Here is a 17112-nt window from a genome sequence, read left to right on the forward strand (position 1 = left end):
GACGATATTTGGGGGGTAGCCCCCTGAGAAAATAGGTCGATGCCAGGTAAAACATTCGCCTCCACAACCGCCTTCTGGCCAAGCAGGACTGCTGGGCTGGGGCGGAGCCAAAGCCACCCCATCTGGGGTGGCTTTGTTGTGGGGATTTTTGGGCAGCCCAGGCTTACTTCGCTTCCATCCAGTTGGGACCCACGCCCGTTTCCACCAGCAGCGGCACGCTGAGGCTCACCGCCTGCTCCATCGTCTCGCGGGTCAGGGTCACCACGGCGTCGAGGGCCTCGGGGGCCGCCTCCAGTACCAGTTCGTCGTGCACCTGCAACAGCAGCCTGGCGGGCAGGGCCGTTTCCTGCAGCCTCCGGTGGAGCTGCACCATGGCGAGCTTGATGATGTCGGCGCTGGAGCCCTGGATCGGCGCGTTGGCGGCGGCCCGCAGCTGCTGGGCCTCCATGCCGCCGCGGCGGGCCACCTCCAGGTCGATGCTGAGCGGATCCTTGCCGAGGTGCCTGCCGAGCCCACCGGGGTCGAACTGGAACGGCCGACGCCGGCCCAGAATCGTCTCCACATACCCCCGGCTCAGGGCCAGTCGCTCCTGCAGCTCCAGGAAGGCGAACACCCTGGGGTAGCGCTGCCTGTAGCGGCTGAGAAAGTCCTTCGCTTCGGCCTGGCTGACGCCGGTTTCGCGGGCAAAGCGCTGGGCCCCCATGCCGTAGATCACACCGAAGTTGATCGTCTTGCCCAGGCGCCGCTCCTCGGGGCTCACCGACTCCTTCTCGAGCAGCAGGCGAGCGGTGAGGGCATGGACATCGTCGCCGTTCCGGTAGGCCTCGATCAGCACCTCCTCGCCGGAGAGGTGGGTGAGGATCCGCAGCTCGATCTGGGAATAGTCGGCACTGACCAGGCTCCAGCCCTCCTGGGGAAGGAAGGCCTTGCGGATCCGCCGTGAGAATTCGGTGCGGATGGGAATGTTCTGCAGGTTGGGATTGCTGCTGCTCAGCCGGCCGGTGGCGGTGACGGCCTGGTTGAAATCGGTGTGCACCCGCCCGGTTTCCGGTTCCACCAGGGCGGGAAGGGCATCCACGTAGGTGCTGCGCAGCTTGCTGAGGGTGCGGTGCTCGAGCACTAGGGGCACGACGGGATGGTCGTCTTCCAGCTTTTCCAGCACGGCCGCATCGGTGCTCCAGCCGGTCTTCGTCTTGCGCGATTTCTTGCGGTCGAGCCCGAGGGTGTCGAACAGCAGTTCGCCGAGTTGTTTGGGGCTGGCCAGGTTGAAGTCCACCGCCGCCGCCGCCCGCGCCTCGGCCTCCAGCCGCTGCAGGGTGGCGGCCAGCTTGGCGCTGAGCTCCTGCAGATAGGCGGTGTCGATGCGGATGCCGGTGGCTTCCATCAGGGCGAGCACCGGCTCGAGCGGCAGCTCCACCTGCTCGAGCAGCTGGAGCAGGGCGGGGCCGAGCTGCTCCAGCTGGGTGCGCAGCAGCGGCGTGAGCCGCCGGGTCACGTGCACATCCATGGCGCAGTACTGCGCCGCCGCGCTGATGGGAACGGCGGCGATGGTGGTGCCCTTCGGCACCAGCTCCGCGTAGCTCGTGGGGGTGAAGCCGAAGTTGCGCTCCGCCAGCACCTCCAGGCCGTGCTTGGCGTTGGCATCGCGCAGGTAATCGGCCAGCAGGGTGTCCATCACCACCCCCTGCAGCTCGAGGCCATGGCGCAGCAGCACCAGGCGGTCGTATTTGGCGTTCTGCAGCGTCTTCGGGTGGGCGGGGCTGGCCAGCCAGGGCGCCAGGGCCGTCAGCACCTGATCGAGCGGCAGCTGCTCGGGCGCCGGCGGAGGCTCGCTGAGCAGATCGTCCGCGGCCGGAGGGTGGTGCCCGATCGGGATGTAGGCCAGGGCGCCGGGCTCCTCTCCCCAGGCCAAGCCGATCCCGACGAGTTCGGCCTGGAAGGGGTTCAGCGCGGTGGTTTCGGTGTCGAAGGCCACGGGCGCGGCCGGATCCCTGCAGCCCTCGAGCCGCTGCATCAGGGCTGCCAGCGCCTCGGGGGTGGTGATCAGTTCGGGATGCAGCAGCGGTGGCCCAGGATCGCTGTCCGAATCAGGCGCGGGCGCTCCAGGCTCCGCAGAGTGCTCAGAGTGCTCAGCGAGCTCAGATGGCGCAGTCGCCGGCGGCCCAGCCTCCGTTGCCGAGCCGGGCTGGCTGCCGGAGGAGTTGGCGGATGAGCTGACGGGAGGCTCGGCCGAGAACAGCTGGGCGAAGCGGTCCACCTGCCTCACCAGGCTGCTGAGCTCCAGCGCCTCGAGGCTGGCGCGCAGCCCCTCGGTGTCCACGGCCCCGAGCTGCAGGCGGGGCGACTCGGGCAGCGGGATGTCCACCAGGATCTCGGCGAGCATGCGCGAGCGGAAGGCGTTCTCCCGGTCGTCCTGCAGCCGGCCGATCAGGGCCCCCTTGAGCACCCCGCGGGGATCCTTGGCCTTCGGACCCGCCTGCTCCAGCGCCTCCAGGGCCGCATAGACCCCATCGAGGTGCTCGAAGGCCTTCAGCAGGTTGATCGCCGTCTTCGGGCCGACCCCCTTCACGCCGGGGATGTTGTCGCTGCTGTCGCCGGTGAGGGCCTTGAGGTCCACCACCTCTTCGGGGGTGACGCCCAGCCTGGCGATCACGCCCTCGCGGCGGATCTCCACCGGCCCGGCGTTCTTTGCGTAGGGGCCGCCCCCCATGTAGAGCACGGCGATGTCGCGCTGGTCATCCACCAGCTGGAAGAGGTCGCGGTCGCCGGAGAGGATCCGCACCCGCCAGCCATCGGATGCCGCGCGGCTGGCCAGGGTGCCGAGCACGTCGTCGGCCTCGTACCCCGGCGCCATGCAGAGGGGGATGTCGAGGTTCTCCTGCAGGATGCGCTGCAGGTTGGCCAGGTCCTCGAAGAAGGCCTCGGGGGCCTCGTCGCGGTGGGCCTTGTAGGCCGCGTCGGCGTCGTGGCGGAAGGTGGGTTCGGCCGTGTCGAAGGCCACCACCAGCCCCTGGGGGGCGAGCCCCTTGCAGTGGTCCAGCAGGGCCTTGAGAAAGCCGTAGGTCACCGAGGTGGGCACGCCGGCCGCGGTGCTCAGGCCCCCTTCACCGCCCTTGCTGAAGGCGTAGAAGCTGCGGAAGGCCAGGGAGTGGCCGTCGATCAGCAACAGCAGCGGCTTCGTGCCGGTGGGTGCTGTTGCTGCCGTCACGGATGTCCTTGCCATGGCTGGGCCCCAGCCTGGCAGAGGGGTTGGGTTCGGTTCGAGACCCGGACGGTGCCGGCCTTACCTCGAGACCGCGGCGGTGCCGGCATTGCCGCCGCCCCTGGATCCGGCGATCGCCACCGCCCCCACGGCGATGGCGGCCAGGCCGGCGAGCAGCGCCGGGACCAGCCAGGCCGGAGCGGCGGCGGCGGCACCGGCGGCGGCAGCCGAACTGGCGGCTGCCGTGGAGCTGGCTGCAGTCGCGGCGGAGGAGATCGGCGGGATGATCGGGCAGGGCGCGGCCTTGCGCTCCATCGCCACGGCGGGTTCCGCGACCCGGAAGCGGTTGGGGCTGATCAGCTGCGGCGGCGCGCCACCCGGCGCCGTGGGGAGGGTCACGCTCGCGATGCTCCCCGTGCTGATCGGGGCCTCGGGATCGATCGAGATGAAGAGGCGATCGTCGGAGAGGAAGACGCGCGGCGAGGTGACGGGGATGCGCTCCACGATCGGCCCTTCGCCCCCACTGGCGGTATCGCTGACGCGGATCAGGATCGGCCCGGAGGCGTTGGCGGGCAGGGGTTTGGCGAGGGTGAGCTCCAGGTCGTCTTCGCCGGAGAGGAGGAAGACGATGTCCTCGGGCATGGCCGCGGTGCTGGCACTGCCTGGGGGGGCGGAACCGCTGGGTCCTCCGGCCGGGAGCTGGCTCAGTTCCGTGGACCTGACAGGAGCCTCAGGGGTGGTTTCGGCTGTGGTCCCGGCGGTGGCTGAAAGGTTGTCCTGGCTGCGCTGCTGTCGTGCGGCGATCGTGGCGGCCACGGAGGCGTCGATGGCGCGGGTGATGTCGGGGAGGGGTTGGATGCCCTCGGCGTCGATCCGCACGAGGTTGATGGCGGCCCCGGGGAAGGCACGGACCGGCAGGGTGTGGAGCCCAAACGCCGCTGCGGTCGCCACGGCCACAGGTACAACGAAGCGCATGGACGGCGCGTGCGGGGGGATTGATTGTTCTAACCAGTATCACTGGCTTGACAAGCTTGCGAGCCGATCAGAACGACATCGTGGCCCGCACCAGGTAGCGGGGTTCGCAGGGGTCAGTGGTGCAGAGGCCCTCGATGTAGTCGGGCGTGTTGCCGAGGAAATCGGTGGCGTAGAGCGAGAGGGTGAAGGGGATGTCGCGCAGGGGCCGCACCGAAAGGCCTGCACCGATGCCATAGCCGAACCACTCGGCGCCGATCGACAGGTGCCGGCCGAAGACGAGGCTGAAGGAGCCGATCGGGCCCCAGTAGCAATCGGTGCCGTCGGGGTAGTTGCGGCTGCTGATGTTGTTGCCGCTGAGGCAGTTGGTGGAGCCGAGCACGCCGTTGCCGCCATACCCGAAGAAATCGGAGCCGATGCCCATCGTGCTCACGGCCAGCCAGGGGTTGGGGCCACCCCGCAGCGGGATGGCCTGGGAGAGCACCAGATAGAAATTGCGGCCGAGATCGGTGCTGCTGTCGAGCTGCACGATGTGCTCGCCGCCGAAGGCCAGACCGGTGGTGGGGGTGAGGTTCACGGCGGCGCGAAAGCCGAGGCTCTGGGCGGAGAATTGGGAGGTGCCCCCATTGCGGCCGGAGAGGCTCTGCACGGTCCACTGGAAGCCGAGGCTGGCGCTGGCACTGCGGAAGGGGGTGAGGAAGATGTCGCCTTCCATGTCGGCGCAATCGAGGCTGTCCTCGACGTTGGCGGTGTTGCAGCTGCGGGTGCGGGTCACGCCCAGGAGCGTGGTGGACACGAGGAACTCCGGATCCGCCGCAAAACCGTTGGGCACCTGCAGGGCGATGTCCGGGAAGGGATCGCCGTTCACGGTGATGCCGCGGGCGAGGTTGCGCACCTCCGGCATGGCGGGAGGTTTCTCCTCAGCGAGTTCGGGGGGATCGGGGGGCTGGCTCTCGGCCGCCATCTGCGGGGTGATGACTTCGTCGTCCGGCACCACCGACCAGCGCAGGGCAGGGGCCGTGGCCGTGGTGGTCGTGGTGAGCATGGGCGCCATGACCGGGGGGCTGGGCGCGCCGCCTGACGGCACCGGCTGCCAGCGGAGGGCCGAGGGCGCGGGGGCGTCTGACGGGCCCGGCACCGCTTCCCAGACCAGGGGTGTGGCCACGGGCTCAGCGGCCGCGGGGGGTGCGAGCAGCTGGGGCAGCAGCGTGGCCAGGAGCGCCAGGGGTGCCAGGGAGGAAACGGGCACCCGGGCGGCCACGCGGAGGGCTTACAGAAACTGCGCCAATGTATCGATGGTGGGAAGCTGCTGCTGCCGGCGTCGCTACCCCATGGCCCCTTGGGGTGTGGCACGATTCCGGACGCCCCAGCAGCTGTCCCAGCAACCGTCGATGCACGCCGCCGTCCATTCCCGGTCCGGCCCTGTCCTGCTGGCGGCGCGGCTGTTGCCTGCCCTGGCGGCTGGCCTCTTGCTGGCCGCTTCCCCGGCGCGGGCCGAGATGACCTTTGCGATCGAAGCGGCACCAGCCGGCTCTGGCGCCCCGTCGGCCGACGGCCAGGGTGGTGGCGCGGCGCCGGCCTGTGTCCCCAGGCAGACCTCGGTTCAGGCGGGAGCGGCTCCCGGCCCAGAGATCAGCCCAGGCTCCAATCCTGCAGCCAGGCGGGCGGACCCCCGTTTGCCGTGACACGGGGGCTCGGGCGCAGCCGTGTCCTGAGCTCATGAGTTCCTCGCTGCAGGGGTCGCTACGGCACGAGCTGCCCGCGCGTGGCACCATGCCGCCGGTACCTGCAGCCCCGATGGTCATACATGCGAGCGCCCAGCCCCCCCGGGGGCGTTCCGCTCTGATGGCAGGGCTGCTGAGCGCCGGGTTGCTGCTTCCCGCCGGCCCGGCGCGGGCCCAGCTGCAGCTGGAGATCGAACCGGCTCCGCTGCAACCAGCACCCGTCCAACCGGCCCCGGCCCAGCCTGTAGCCACACCACGTTCAAGTCCCCGGCCGGCCCCGGCCCGCCCGTCAGCCCCCACGCCAGCCACGGCGCCCGCACCGGCGGGGGGGATGGGCTGGCAGGAGGTGGAGCAGAAGCCTCCGGTGCAGGAGGACGCCTACATCCTGGGAGCCGGTGACGGGCTCAACCTGCGCTTCCTGGCCGCCTCGGACCTGAGCGGCCCGATCGACATCCTCAATGACGGCACCGCCTCGCTGCCGCTGGTCGGCAACGTGGAGCTGGTGGGGCTCACCCTGTCGCAGGCCAGCCTCTGGCTGGAGATGCTCTACCGCCAGCACCTGCAGCGCCCCAGCCTGCAGCTGAGCGTGACGCGGCCGCGGCCGCTGCGGGTGGCGCTGGTGGGGGAGGTGAAGCGGCCGGGGCTGTACACGCTCACCACCTCGGAGGCCTCCAACACCCAGGTGGGCGTGGCGATCACCGGCCTGCCGACCCTGGTGGACGCGATCCAGAAGGCCGGCGGCGTCACCCCCACCGCCAATCTGCGCTCAGTGTCGCTGCAGCGCCGCATGCCGGGCACCACACCCCGCTTCAAGCGGGCGCGGGTGGATCTGCTGGCGCTGGTGCGCGACGGCGACCAGGGCCAGAACCCGCTGCTGTTCGACGGCGACACGATCAAGGTGCAGCGGGTGGAGGAGGAGTCGGTGGAGACCGCCGTGGAGGTGGCCGCCACCACCCTGGCGCCCACCGACATCCGCGTGAACGTGGCGGGTGAGGTGAAATCGCCGGGCAACCTGAGCCTTCCCGCCAACACCTCGTTGACGAAGGCGATCCTGGCGGCGGGCGGCATCCAGGACTGGCGGGCCAACAAGAAGAACGTGGAGCTGGTGCGGATCAACCGCAACGGCAGCGCCATGCGCCGCACCTTCAGGCTCGACTACGGCGAGGATGTCTCCGCCGACAAGAACCCCCCCCTGGTGGACGGCGATACGGTGATCGTGGGCCGCAGCCGCTATGCGGTGAGCAGTGATGCGATCCGGGCGGTGAGCGATCCGCTCAGCGGCCTGGTGAACGTGCTCACCCTGTTCCGGCTGCTCGACAGCAGCAACTGATCCGGAGGCGAGCGGCGATGGTGTTCCGGTTGAGCTGGGTGCTGAAGCAGGAGCTGGCCCTGGGGCGGGCGCCGCAGCGGCCGCGCCATCTCGACCTGCTCGAGAACGCCGGGCTGCAGGGGGTGCTGAGCCTCTGCGCGCGGGAGGAAGCCCCCCCACCACCGCAGCTGGAGGAGCGCTTCCGCTGCCGGCGGCTGGTGCTGCCCGACAGCCACAGCGGCCGGGCCCCGGAGCCCGGCGAGCTGCAGGCCGCTGTGACGGCACTGGAGGCGCTGCTGCGGGAGGGCCCGGTGTACCTGCACTGCCAGGCGGGCCTGGAGCGCTCGCCGCTGGTGGCGATGGCCTGGCTGATGCGGCACCGCCGGTTGGATCTGCAGGCGGCGCTGGAGTACCTGCGGGAGGTGCACCCGGCCAGCCGCCCCCAGGCCGAGCAGCTGGCGGCCCTGCGGGCCTGGCATGCCGGCGCCCTGGCCGCCTGAAACTCCTGGGCCACCAACGCGGTCAAAGCGCCAAATGAGCTCCCATCCACGCCATTCCCCCTCAGCGATAGGCCGAGTCGTGATCGGGATGGAGCGACAGAAGTCGCAGCCATGAGCCATCGCGCCAGGCCACGGCGCGACAGCTGCGGCTGATCCTCAAGGAATAGAGCCGTTCACCGCCAGGTCCCTGGCGGCTTTGGATCAGCTCCCAGCGCAGCCCCTTGCTGTTTTGAAGTTGCTCCCAGTTCATGGCCTGAAGCAGGCGCAGGGTCTTGAGCACAGCCCAGGCCTCCTGTTTCGCCAAGCCGAGAAGGTTGGCTTGAAACTCTGGATTGTTGAGGTCGAGCCGAATCACCACCGGCTGCCGTGAGGATCGCGGCGGAGGTGCTGCTCAAGGGCATCGAGGTCAGCTTCCTCCGGCGGCCGGGCCATGGCCGTCACCGCCCGATCGAGCCGCGCCGCAGCCTCCGGATGATGCAGCCAAAGCTCAGAGTCGGGAATGGTCTGGGCTGTTTTGATCACCCAGACCCCGGGCTCGGTGTTGTCGATGAGCACGGTTCGACCGGCGAACTCCTTGCCCAGCGAGATCTGCCCACTGGCACCAACGCGCTTGACGGTTTTCATGCTTGCAGCGGTTTCATGCCGTCATGCTACGAGTTGAAACTCCAGCTTTGTCGCATCTGGTCTTTGCAACCCCGACATTCCGGTGCGGGTCAGGAGGGGTTGTCCGTGATCCGCGGCAACGGTCGCAATCCGCGTGAACGTGGCGGGTGAGGTGAAGGCGCCGGGCAACCTGAGCCTGCCGGCCAACACCTCGCTGACGAAGGCGATCCTGGCGGCGGGCGGCATCCAGGACTGGCGGGCCAACAAGAAGAACGTGGAGCTGGTGCGGATCAACCGCAACGGCAGCGCCATGCGCCGCACCTTCAGGCTCGACTACGGCGAGGATGTCTCCGCCGACAAGAATCCCCCCCTGGTGGACGGCGATACGGTGATCGTGGGGCGCAGCCGCTATGCGGTGAGCAGCGATGCGATCCGGGCGGTGAGCGATCCGCTCAGTGGGCTGGTGAACGTGCTCACCCTGTTCCGGCTGCTCGACAGCAGCAACTGATCCGGAGGCGAGCGGCGATGGTGTTCCGGTTGAGCTGGGTGCTGAAGCAGGAGCTGTGCTGCAGGGTGTGCTGAGCCTCTGCTCACGGGAGGAAGCTCCCCCCCCCGCCGCAGCTGGAGGAGCGTTTCCGCTGCCGGCCGCTGTGGTGGCGCTGGAGGCGCTGCTGCGGGAAGGGCCGGTGTACCTGCATTGCCAGGCGGGCCTGGAGCGCTCGCCGCTGGTGGCGATGGCCTGGCTGATGCAGCAGCGGCGGCTGGACCTGCAGGCCGCGCTGGAATACCTGCGGGAGGTGCATCCAGCCAGCCGTCCCCAGGCGGAGCAGCTGGCGGCCCTGCGGGCCTGGCAGGCCGGTGCCCTGGCCGCCTGAAATTCCTGGGCGTCAAACGCGGACAATTCGTCGGAATGCTGATTGAATGAGCCTGGAACGAGACGTTGGAGCCCAGCTCGCGTCCGCCCAGCCATGACGCCCTAGGTGTGGCTAGCGAGCCCCTGCGAACGCCCGAAATCAGTAAGCCGTGTGGAGAGGCTTCCCCCTGAGCCGCCAGGAGCGCCAGCCCCACCAGGCCCGGGACGGCCTCCGGCCCTAGGATGATGTCACTGACATCTCCGCAACTTCGCGGTGTTCCCATGGTTCAGGTCACGGCTCGGCTGCCCGATGCCCTTGGTGCTGAGCTCGATGCGGCGGCCCAGCAGCTCAACCGCTGCCGTGCCGACATCATTCGCCAGGCGATCGAGTATTACCTCGATGACATCGAGGATCTGCGCTGCGGCGTGGCAACCCTGAAGGACCCGGCCGACCCCGTTCTCGACTGGGCTGAGGTGCGCGATGCGCTGCTCGCTGCGGATTAAGCGTTCTGCAGCAAAAGCGCTGGCTGCACTGCCCAAGGCTGATCGCGTGCGGGTGGTTGAGGCGATCGACCTGCTCTGCGACACCCCTGCCGCGGGCTCTGCCCTCAAGGGTGAATTCGAAGGCCTGCGGCGCTTGCGTGTGGGCCACTACCGCGTGGTCTACGAATGGCAGCGCAGCGAACTGGTGATCCTGGTGGTGCGCATCGGCCATCGCCGCGAGGTCTATCGCTGAGATGTTGCTGCCGCCGCCGCATGACCGTTTTTCGGGCTGCAGGCACACCCGATCTGGTGTCTGCAGGCTGAGAATCCGTCAGCCTGTCGGAGGACCTTCTCTTGCGGCGAGCAGATTTCATTCAACGGGCCTGCCACCTGGCGTCCGGGCGCCCAGGCCGGCGCTGCTTGGGCAGCTGCTGGTGCTGGAGTGACGCCATGACCGACCCCACCGACGACCCCAGTCACGACCCCGTCTATGTGACCCGCCCGCACCTGCCGCCGCTGGCGGAGGTGACGAAGCTGCTGAGGCAGGGCGATCTCTCGATCCTCAGCTTCCATGCCACCAAGGTGTTCACCACCTTCGAAGGCGGGGGGATCGTGAGCCCCGACGCCAAGACCAAGAAGCGGATCGTCCGGCTCAAGAACTTCGGCTTCGTGGATGAGCTCACGGTGGCCGCCTACGGCATCAACGCCAAGATCAGCGAACTGCACGCGGCGGTGGGGCTGGCCCAGCTGCCGGTGATCGAGGCGGCGATCGCCGAGCGCCGGGCGGTGGCCGAGGCGCTACTTCCACCCGCTGATTCCGGAGTTTCAGTACTCCCGCTTCAATGCCAGCGCCGATCCGGCCCGCTATCCGGTGGCGGCCCGGGTGGCGCGGCAGGTGCTCTGCCTGCCGATCTATCCCGTCCTGGCCATGGCCGATGTGGAACGCATCTGCGGCGCCATCCATGGGGCCTTTGACCGATGACCTCATCCCCAGACCACCCGCCTGAGCCCCAGGCGGAACCGCCGCTCAGCACTGGTTTCAGTGCTGCAATCTCATGGCTGCTGAGCCAGCCGGCTTCGCCGAGGCCACGCAGCAAGGCCGCCATCGACGCTGAGCTCGCGGCAGAGTGCGACTGCTGATCGCCTGATGCAGCGCAACCTCCGGCACCCACGAGCCCCCCTCTGCGCATGCACCGAACGGTCTGGCTACCCCAGCTCGCCCGCACCCTGGGGGTGCAGCTGAGCCAGGAGCCGGCCTCGCGGCTGATCCGGCGCACGGCGCTGGATCAGTGGAAGCTGCTGCTGCTGGCCACGGCCTGCAACCTGGGCCGGGCGGTGCTGGAGGCGGCCAGCCTGGCCACGGTGTTCCTGGCGGTGGATCTGCTCGGCCAGGGCAGCGGCGGCCAGGTGAACTGGCAGACCAAGCCGTTGATCTCGGGGCTGCCGGCGCTGGTGGCCTGGCTGGAGGGCCTGGCGCCCACGCGGCTGTTCGTGGGGCTTATCCTGCTAGCGGTGGCCCTGAAGCTGGTCCAGGCGCTGCTGCAGTTTCTCAACAGCGTGAGCGTGGGCTGGTTCACGGCCCGTTGCAACCACCGCATCCGCGGCCTGATCCACAGCCGCATCACCGCCCTGAGCTTCGCCTGCGCCAGCGGCTACCGGGTGGGTGACCTCACCGAGCAGGCCGGTGCTGCCCCTGGCACGGTGCAAACCGAAATTCAGGCCACGAACAATCTGTTCAGCCAGGTGGTGATGGGTCTCACCTACCTGGCGGTGCTGATCAGCCTCTCCCCCTGGCTGCTGCTGGCTGCCGCCCTCATCGCCCTGGTGGTGGTGCTGCTGCAGAAGCAACTGTTGCCGCGCATCCGTCGCACGGCCGACCGGCTCACGGCGGTGAGCGTGGTGATCAGCAGCCGGCTTACCGAAACCATCCAGGGGCTGCGGCTGCTGCACAGCCTCGGCTGGCTGGAGGCGGCCGATGCCAACTTTCAGGATCAGCTGGGAGAGCAGGAGGCGGCCCAGCACCGCCAGGCGCTGTTGCTGGCGGTGCTCGCGCCGATCAGTGAGCTGCTGCCCCTGCTGGCCATCGCCGTGATCGCCATCGTGAGCGTGCTGGCTTTCGGCACCCGCGCCTCAGGAGTGCTGCCCAGCCTTGTGGTGTTCGTGCTGGCGCTGCAGCGGCTGAACATGGCCCTGAGCGGCATCGCCGGCTCCTACACGAGCCTCAGCGCCAATGCGGCGAACCTGGAGCGGCTCAATGACTTCCTGAGATCCGAGGACAAGCAGTTCCGCCGACTGGGCGGCGTGCCGTTTGCGGGGCTGCGGCACGGCATCCGCCTCGAGGGTGTGGGCCTGCGCTACGGATCCGATCGGCCCTGGGTGCTGCGCGGCATCGATCTGGAGATCCACCGGGGTCGCACGGTGGCGCTGGTGGGGGCCAGCGGGGCAGGCAAGAGCTCGATCGCCGATCTGCTGGCTGGCCTCTATGAGCCCACGGAGGGCCGGATCCTGATCGATGGTGTGGATCTGCGTGAGCTGGATCTGGCCAGCTGGCAGCGGCGGCTGGGTGTGGTGAGCCAGGACACGTTTCTGTTCAATGCCACCCTGGCCGAGAACATCGGCTTCGGTTGCCTGGGTGCCAACCGGAAGGCGATCGCGGCCGCGGCAGCGCGCGCTCAGGCGGCTGGCTTCATCGAGGAGCTGCCCGAGGGCTACGACACCCTGATCGGTGAGCGGGGCTACCGGCTCAGCGGCGGCCAGCGGCAGCGGATCTCGTTGGCGCGGGCGTTTCTGCGGGATCCGGAGCTGCTGATCCTGGATGAGGCCACCAGCGCTCTGGATTCGGCCAGTGAGCGGCTGGTGCAGCAGGCAATCGAGGCGTTCGAACGGGAGCACACGGTGCTGGTGATCGCCCACCGGCTGAGCACGATCGTGAAGGCCGATCAGATCCTCGTGCTGGATCGCGGCCAGGTGCTGGAGCGCGGCATCCATGCCGAACTGTTCGCCCGGGGGGGGGGCTATGCCCGAGCCTGGGCCCAGCAGGCTGAGACTGGGGGGCAAGAGACTCGACGAGAGTTTAAGTGACTATGGCACCTGTTGATTTAATCCAATCCCCTTACTCCTTTTCGTTCTAAACTTGCTTCAAGTGAATGGCTTCTGCGAGAGTGTGCAGGAGTCTTCCCCGGTGACCTTGGAACTTGAAAACGCAAAGCCTGGACAAAGCCAATGCTTAGACAAGTGGTTTTTCGGTTGCTAGAGTCTCGTGGATATCATATAATTCATGAAAGCGTGTTGGATCAGTGGGCGAAGCGTCGATATCCTGAGATTTCAAGCGTAAAGCATTTAAAACTGCTTCTTGAGGAAGAAGAGGTGGATATTCGCGTCGACAACAGATTTATGTCTATATATTCTCAATGCGAGCGCTTCACGATGACCTCCATCGAGCGCATGTATTCGATTTACAAAAGCATTGAATACCTTGTGGCGGCGGATGTTATCGGATCGATAGTGGAATGTGGGGTTTGGCGTGGCGGGAGCATAATGCAAGCAATCTATACATTGCTTGAGCTTGGTGTATGCGACCGAGAAATTTATCTGTATGACACTTTTGCTGGCTTGCCTATGCCATCGAAGCATGACGTAGACTACGCAGGTGAGGGCGCTTTGCCTAGGTGGAAAGACAATATTGGACAGGGCCACAATAAGTGGTGTTACGCTCCGCTAGAGGAAGTTAGGGAGAATGTTCTTGGAACTGGATATCCTGAGAATAAGATACATTTCGTCAAGGGCAATGTGGAGGAAACCCTGCCAAGGGTTCTTCCGGGGGCGATCTCTCTGCTTCGACTTGATACTGACTTTTATTTATCAACAAAGCAGGAATTGCTATATCTCTATCCCTTGCTTGCGCAATGCGGAGTGCTAATTGTGGATGATTATGGCCATTGGCAAGGCCAGAAAAAGGCTGTTGATGAGTTTTTTATGGGGCAGCCGATATTGTTCAATCGTATTGATCACGCAGCAAGGTTGCTCATTAAGAGATAGTAAAATGCTCAATCTGTTCAAATACCTTTATCGCAGCTTGTATTGGGGTGCTGAGCCGCTGAACTCGGACTCCTACCCACCCAAAGATGTATATTATAATGTTAATGGTGGTGATAATAACAAGAGAGCGCTTGTCCTTTGGGTGGCTGAACCGTTTTCTCCAGGCTTTCTGCATTCCAATCTAGCTCGACATAGCAATCTCCGACGTGCTTGCATTCTTGTTGATATTCTTGGCAGCCTTGGCTTTTCTGTTGATGTAACAGACTGGATGAATCCAGCTCCGCCTCAGTCGAAGGAATATCAAGTCATAATTGGCCAAGGAATTGCCTTCGAAAGAGTATGTCAAGCATCCAAGCTAGGCGTCACGAAGATTTTTCTGGCTACTGGCGCAGACAATTCCCAAGCAATCAGGGGAGAACGTAGAAGGCTGAGATCCTTTGGGTTGAGGACAGGAATTGTGGGCAAACTTAGATATAGGCGACGCACTGACAAAGGCCCTTGCTGTGCTGACTTTATTTTTGTGAATGGTAATGAGTGGGTCTCAAGCACGTATCGCACAAAGACAAGGGCACCTCTTTCCCTTATCGCAAACTGTGATGTATTCAATGCGCCCAAGATCTATTCTTTGCCTCTACAGAACAGAGATTCAAGAGAGTTTCTTTGGTTTGCAAGCTTTGGTGCCATACATAGAGGATTGGATCTGTTGATAGAGATCTTTTCCGACAGGCCAGACTTGACATTGCATGTTGTTGGGGGTATAGAGCATGAGCAGGAATTCTGGCTTGCATACACTGATATTCTCTGTCGTTGTACAAATATCAAGTTTTATGGTTTTTTGGACATCTCTGGTAAAGTGTTCAGTGGAATTCTGGCCAAGTCTTCAGCGCATTTATTCCTTAGCGCATCCGATGGCAGCCCAGGTGCTGTTGTCACGACTATGCAGGCAGGTCTGATTCCCATCGTCACCAGAGAGAGCGGCATTGACGTTTCCGTAGATGGAATAGTCTTGAAGAATGTATGGAAAGGGACGATTCTTCAGGCTGTTAATGCGGTTTCTAATATGACACCCTCTGAATTGAGAACGAGGGGTGATCGTATTGCTGAGTATGCATTGAAGAGTTTCAATGAGCAGAGGTTTGAGGAGACCGTCAGAGGCGCGCTCGTCAAGGCGCTTGTATAGATGATTACTTGTTTGGATGATTAGGGGTTGTAGTCGGGTCGCTTTGCTTTGGGCGTGTCGATGTATAAAGGATCTCGCCTATGAATTATCGAAGTAGTCAATGCCAGTGTCGCCTAGGCCAACCCACATTGTTGTTGTTACTCCTTCCTTCAATCAGGCCGCCTATATCGGCTTGACGATGGCCTCGGTCACAGCCCAGCGCTACCCCCATCTGCAGTACATAGTTGTCGACGGCGGCAGCACCGACGATTCGCTTGAGGTGATCAAGCGCCACATCGAAGGCCTTGACCGTTGGGTGAGCGAACCCGATCGGGGCCAGGCGCACGCGCTGAACAACGGTTTCGCCTGGGCTCGCGGTGATGTCGTCGGCTGGATCAACTCCGATGATCTGCTCGCCGAGGGCGCGCTCTCGGTGATAGGTGCGTTCTTCGACGCGAATCCCGACGCCATCTGGTGCACCGGGGCCTGCGAGCTCATCGATGCAGAGGGAATGCCCCTCGACGTGCTGGCTGTCGATGCGGGGCTGACGTTTGCGAAGTAGGAGGCTGTAGACACGACTGGCTAAAATTAACTGTTCCCAAAGGGAATGGCATCAATGATCTAGATGCTTGGCGCTTTAGGTAAGCTTCGTCCATTGCGGAGAGGATGCTAGTGATAATGAGACACTTGCCGCATATAGATGACGCTCAAGCTCTGGTTCTTGCAGAACGTCTGTGTGCAGAGCTGGTAGATCCCTTTGGTATTTGATAGGAGATCTCTTTGGGTTTCAGTAAGGCCTAAACCTAAAGATATCACTGCCGAGTTTGCCCAAGTCAATGAATCTATATCCAAAGGTATTTCCTGGCTCCTTTGGGTCATTTGTCTTGTCGATCAGCCTTGAGGCTTGTATTTGGTGTAATGAATAAAACCTCTCTATCCTTCCCGCATACTCAACTAATTCCTAGCGAGCTCCCGCCATTTTGTTTGAGGTAGGATTTTTTCAAGATTATCTAATGAGATTCTTGGGATGCCGGCAAAACCGCGCTTGATCCTGCACATTGGAACTGAAAAGACAGGATCAACCTCCATTCAGCAGTTTCTGGCTCAAAACAGGGACATCCTTGCTGAATATAATGTCTTCACTCCAAGATCGCTTGACTCAGGCGGGGGTAATCATGCTTGGCTGCCAGTCCTCGCGGATCCTAAGGCCTTTGATGAGTTCTTATGTCGTATGCGGGTTTCAGATGTAAAGAAACGCCTTGCAAGCATTCGCAATGCATTTATCTCGGAGATCAATCGATGCTCCTCTAGTCAATCCTCTTGGATAATCTCGTCCGAGTTCTTGCAGTCAAGGCTTGGGAGTAAAGAGTCTCTGCTTTTCCTGCGCAGCATTTTAGGGGATTTATTTGACGAAATTACCATACTTCTGTATATACGACGACCGATTGAGACTGCTGTAAGCCTCTGGTCGACCAGCTTGGTTAGTGGGTTTTATGTGCCCCGTCTTCCATCTCCCAGCCATCCATACTGGAATAATGCTTGCAATCACGCTCGTACAATTCGGCTTTGGCGAGAGTATTTTCCTGAGGCTCGTTTTATAATTCGTCTTTTTCAGAAAGAGGACTTTGTTAGTGGCGATTTGATTTCTGACTTCAAAGCCCAAATTGGGCTGCCTGATGATGCACTGACCAAGGATCCTGAGCGTCAGAATGAATCCCTCTCGCGTTTTGGAATGCTGTGTTTATGCTATTTCAATAGGAAGTTTCCAAGGCTGGTATCGGGTTTTCGAAGCCCCATTCATTACGGGTTCTGGCGGTTTATCCGTCAACATACATCTGGGCTTCCAGGTTATATCCCCGAGCCACAAGAATATTTAGACTATGACAGCTCTTTTGCCGAGTCTGATGCATGGGTGTTGCATAATATATTTCCCGACAGAGAATTCCTTTGGCCTGTAACTGCCGAGACGGCGCCTGAGGCCAGTGATCAACCCTTTTCTTTGTCTAACTCAGAGGCTCTTCTCCTTGATATGGTATTGGAGTTATGGTGCCTGAGCAAGGCTCCAAGGCCTTGGAGTGACAAAGTATTGCACTATCCTAGGCGTATTATGGGCTTCATTCGCAGAAGTGTCTTGCATGCCCTCAAAGCATGATGCGGGAAAGCCATTTTCTCGATAGCTGATGGCAGCTTTCTGTCGTTCTATTTACTGCGGCTTCTGTTCATGTTTATGCCAATGCCGCTTCGTGTGTGCAGTTTTACGCTATGATTT

Annotated in this window: 17 protein-coding genes and 1 pseudogene; 13 read left to right on the forward strand and 5 right to left on the reverse strand. The window is 63.5% G+C overall.

The annotated features are described in order from the left end of the window. Positions 1-163 precede the first annotated feature (163 nt). The 3 genes from polA to ACLNEE_RS14930 form a co-directional block, all read right to left on the reverse strand. The gene (polA, locus tag ACLNEE_RS14920; RefSeq protein WP_411423675.1) at positions 164-3223 is read right to left on the reverse strand and encodes a DNA polymerase I; all 3060 of its coding nucleotides are present in this window, start codon (positions 3221-3223) and stop codon (positions 164-166) included. 60 nt (positions 3224-3283) lie between these two features. Beyond that, a complete protein-coding gene (locus ACLNEE_RS14925) occupies positions 3284-4177 on the reverse strand; it encodes a hypothetical protein (RefSeq protein ID WP_411423674.1) in 894 nt (297 codons plus the stop codon). A 67-nt stretch (positions 4178-4244) separates the two neighbouring features. After that, complete coding sequence (locus ACLNEE_RS14930) at positions 4245-5435, reverse strand: hypothetical protein (RefSeq protein ID WP_412007280.1); 1191 nt, start codon at positions 5433-5435, stop codon at positions 4245-4247. A gap of 536 nt (positions 5436-5971) precedes the next feature. Here ACLNEE_RS14930 and ACLNEE_RS14935 point away from each other — a divergent pair. Together ACLNEE_RS14935 and ACLNEE_RS14940 are read left to right on the forward strand one after the other, a co-directional pair. Then, positions 5972-7228 (forward strand): SLBB domain-containing protein, encoded by a 1257-nt coding sequence (locus tag ACLNEE_RS14935; protein WP_411423671.1) that lies wholly within the window; start codon positions 5972-5974, stop codon positions 7226-7228. 17 nt (positions 7229-7245) lie between these two features. Then, positions 7246-7707, forward strand: a complete 462-nt coding sequence (locus ACLNEE_RS14940) for a protein-tyrosine phosphatase family protein (protein ID WP_411423670.1) — start codon at positions 7246-7248, stop codon at positions 7705-7707. Between the two features lie 61 nt (positions 7708-7768). On the opposite strand, the gene ACLNEE_RS14945 is transcribed toward ACLNEE_RS14940, so the two are convergent. Beyond that, positions 7769-8011, reverse strand: coding sequence for a hypothetical protein (locus ACLNEE_RS14945; protein WP_412007281.1), 243 nt, complete (start codon positions 8009-8011; stop codon positions 7769-7771). A gap of 47 nt (positions 8012-8058) precedes the next feature. After that, a complete protein-coding gene (locus ACLNEE_RS14950; protein WP_412007282.1) occupies positions 8059-8331 on the reverse strand; it encodes a hypothetical protein in 273 nt (90 codons plus the stop codon). A gap of 133 nt (positions 8332-8464) precedes the next feature. On the opposite strand from ACLNEE_RS14950, the gene ACLNEE_RS14955 reads away from it, so the two are divergent. The 11 genes and pseudogenes from ACLNEE_RS14955 to ACLNEE_RS15005 all read left to right on the forward strand — a co-directional run bounded on the left by ACLNEE_RS14955 (position 8465) and on the right by ACLNEE_RS15005 (position 16995). Further along, positions 8465-8818 (forward strand): SLBB domain-containing protein, encoded by a 354-nt coding sequence (locus ACLNEE_RS14955; protein WP_411423667.1) that lies wholly within the window; start codon positions 8465-8467, stop codon positions 8816-8818. Between the two features lie 55 nt (positions 8819-8873). After that, the gene (locus ACLNEE_RS14960) at positions 8874-9185 is read left to right on the forward strand and encodes a dual specificity protein phosphatase family protein (RefSeq protein WP_411423666.1); all 312 of its coding nucleotides are present in this window, start codon (positions 8874-8876) and stop codon (positions 9183-9185) included. Positions 9186-9445: 260 nt separating this feature from the next. Beyond that, positions 9446-9667, forward strand: a complete 222-nt coding sequence (locus ACLNEE_RS14965; RefSeq protein WP_411423665.1) for a ribbon-helix-helix protein, CopG family — start codon at positions 9446-9448, stop codon at positions 9665-9667. A 46-nt stretch (positions 9668-9713) separates the two neighbouring features. Beyond that, a complete protein-coding gene (locus ACLNEE_RS14970) occupies positions 9714-9899 on the forward strand; it encodes a type II toxin-antitoxin system RelE family toxin (protein WP_412007283.1) in 186 nt (61 codons plus the stop codon). A 281-nt stretch (positions 9900-10180) separates the two neighbouring features. Further along, positions 10181-10396 (forward strand): annotated as a pseudogene (locus ACLNEE_RS14975) (DegT/DnrJ/EryC1/StrS family aminotransferase); the annotation flags it as partial. 64 nt (positions 10397-10460) lie between these two features. After that, a complete protein-coding gene (locus tag ACLNEE_RS14980) occupies positions 10461-10628 on the forward strand; it encodes a DegT/DnrJ/EryC1/StrS family aminotransferase (RefSeq protein ID WP_412007287.1) in 168 nt (55 codons plus the stop codon). A gap of 206 nt (positions 10629-10834) precedes the next feature. Then, the gene (locus ACLNEE_RS14985; RefSeq protein WP_411423662.1) at positions 10835-12727 is read left to right on the forward strand and encodes an ABC transporter ATP-binding protein; all 1893 of its coding nucleotides are present in this window, start codon (positions 10835-10837) and stop codon (positions 12725-12727) included. A gap of 153 nt (positions 12728-12880) precedes the next feature. Further along, complete coding sequence (locus ACLNEE_RS14990) at positions 12881-13684, forward strand: TylF/MycF/NovP-related O-methyltransferase (protein WP_412007284.1); 804 nt, start codon at positions 12881-12883, stop codon at positions 13682-13684. A gap of 4 nt (positions 13685-13688) precedes the next feature. Further along, on the forward strand, positions 13689-14864 hold the full coding sequence (locus ACLNEE_RS14995; RefSeq protein ID WP_412007285.1) for a glycosyltransferase: 1176 nt from the start codon (positions 13689-13691) through the stop codon (positions 14862-14864). A gap of 100 nt (positions 14865-14964) precedes the next feature. Beyond that, positions 14965-15405 (forward strand): glycosyltransferase, encoded by a 441-nt coding sequence (locus ACLNEE_RS15000; RefSeq protein ID WP_411423659.1) that lies wholly within the window; start codon positions 14965-14967, stop codon positions 15403-15405. A 465-nt stretch (positions 15406-15870) separates the two neighbouring features. Continuing rightward, positions 15871-16995: a hypothetical protein gene (locus ACLNEE_RS15005; protein WP_411423658.1), complete on the forward strand. Its 1125-nt coding sequence runs from the start codon at positions 15871-15873 to the stop codon at positions 16993-16995. The last annotated feature ends 117 nt before the right edge of the window (positions 16996-17112 follow it).

Origin of the sequence: Aphanothece stagnina RSMan2012 (genome assembly GCF_046764815.1) — a bacterium.
In the GTDB taxonomy this organism is placed as follows: Bacteria; Cyanobacteriota; Cyanobacteriia; order PCC-6307; family Cyanobiaceae; genus NIES-981.

Coding starts and splice junctions, on each gene's coding strand:
- polA (WP_411423675.1), bottom strand. CDS start 3,223: ATGGCAAGGACATCCGTGACGGCAGCAACAGCACCCACCGGCACGAAG.
- ACLNEE_RS14925 (WP_411423674.1), bottom strand. CDS start 4,177: ATGCGCTTCGTTGTACCTGTGGCCGTGGCGACCGCAGCGGCGTTTGGG.
- ACLNEE_RS14935 (WP_411423671.1), top strand. CDS start 5,972: ATGGTCATACATGCGAGCGCCCAGCCCCCCCGGGGGCGTTCCGCTCTG.
- ACLNEE_RS14940 (WP_411423670.1), top strand. CDS start 7,246: ATGGTGTTCCGGTTGAGCTGGGTGCTGAAGCAGGAGCTGGCCCTGGGG.
- ACLNEE_RS14950 (WP_412007282.1), bottom strand. CDS start 8,331: ATGAAAACCGTCAAGCGCGTTGGTGCCAGTGGGCAGATCTCGCTGGGC.
- ACLNEE_RS14965 (WP_411423665.1), top strand. CDS start 9,446: ATGGTTCAGGTCACGGCTCGGCTGCCCGATGCCCTTGGTGCTGAGCTC.
- ACLNEE_RS14985 (WP_411423662.1), top strand. CDS start 10,835: ATGCACCGAACGGTCTGGCTACCCCAGCTCGCCCGCACCCTGGGGGTG.
- ACLNEE_RS14995 (WP_412007285.1), top strand. CDS start 13,689: ATGCTCAATCTGTTCAAATACCTTTATCGCAGCTTGTATTGGGGTGCT.
- ACLNEE_RS15000 (WP_411423659.1), top strand. CDS start 14,965: ATGCCAGTGTCGCCTAGGCCAACCCACATTGTTGTTGTTACTCCTTCC.
- ACLNEE_RS15005 (WP_411423658.1), top strand. CDS start 15,871: ATGCCGGCAAAACCGCGCTTGATCCTGCACATTGGAACTGAAAAGACA.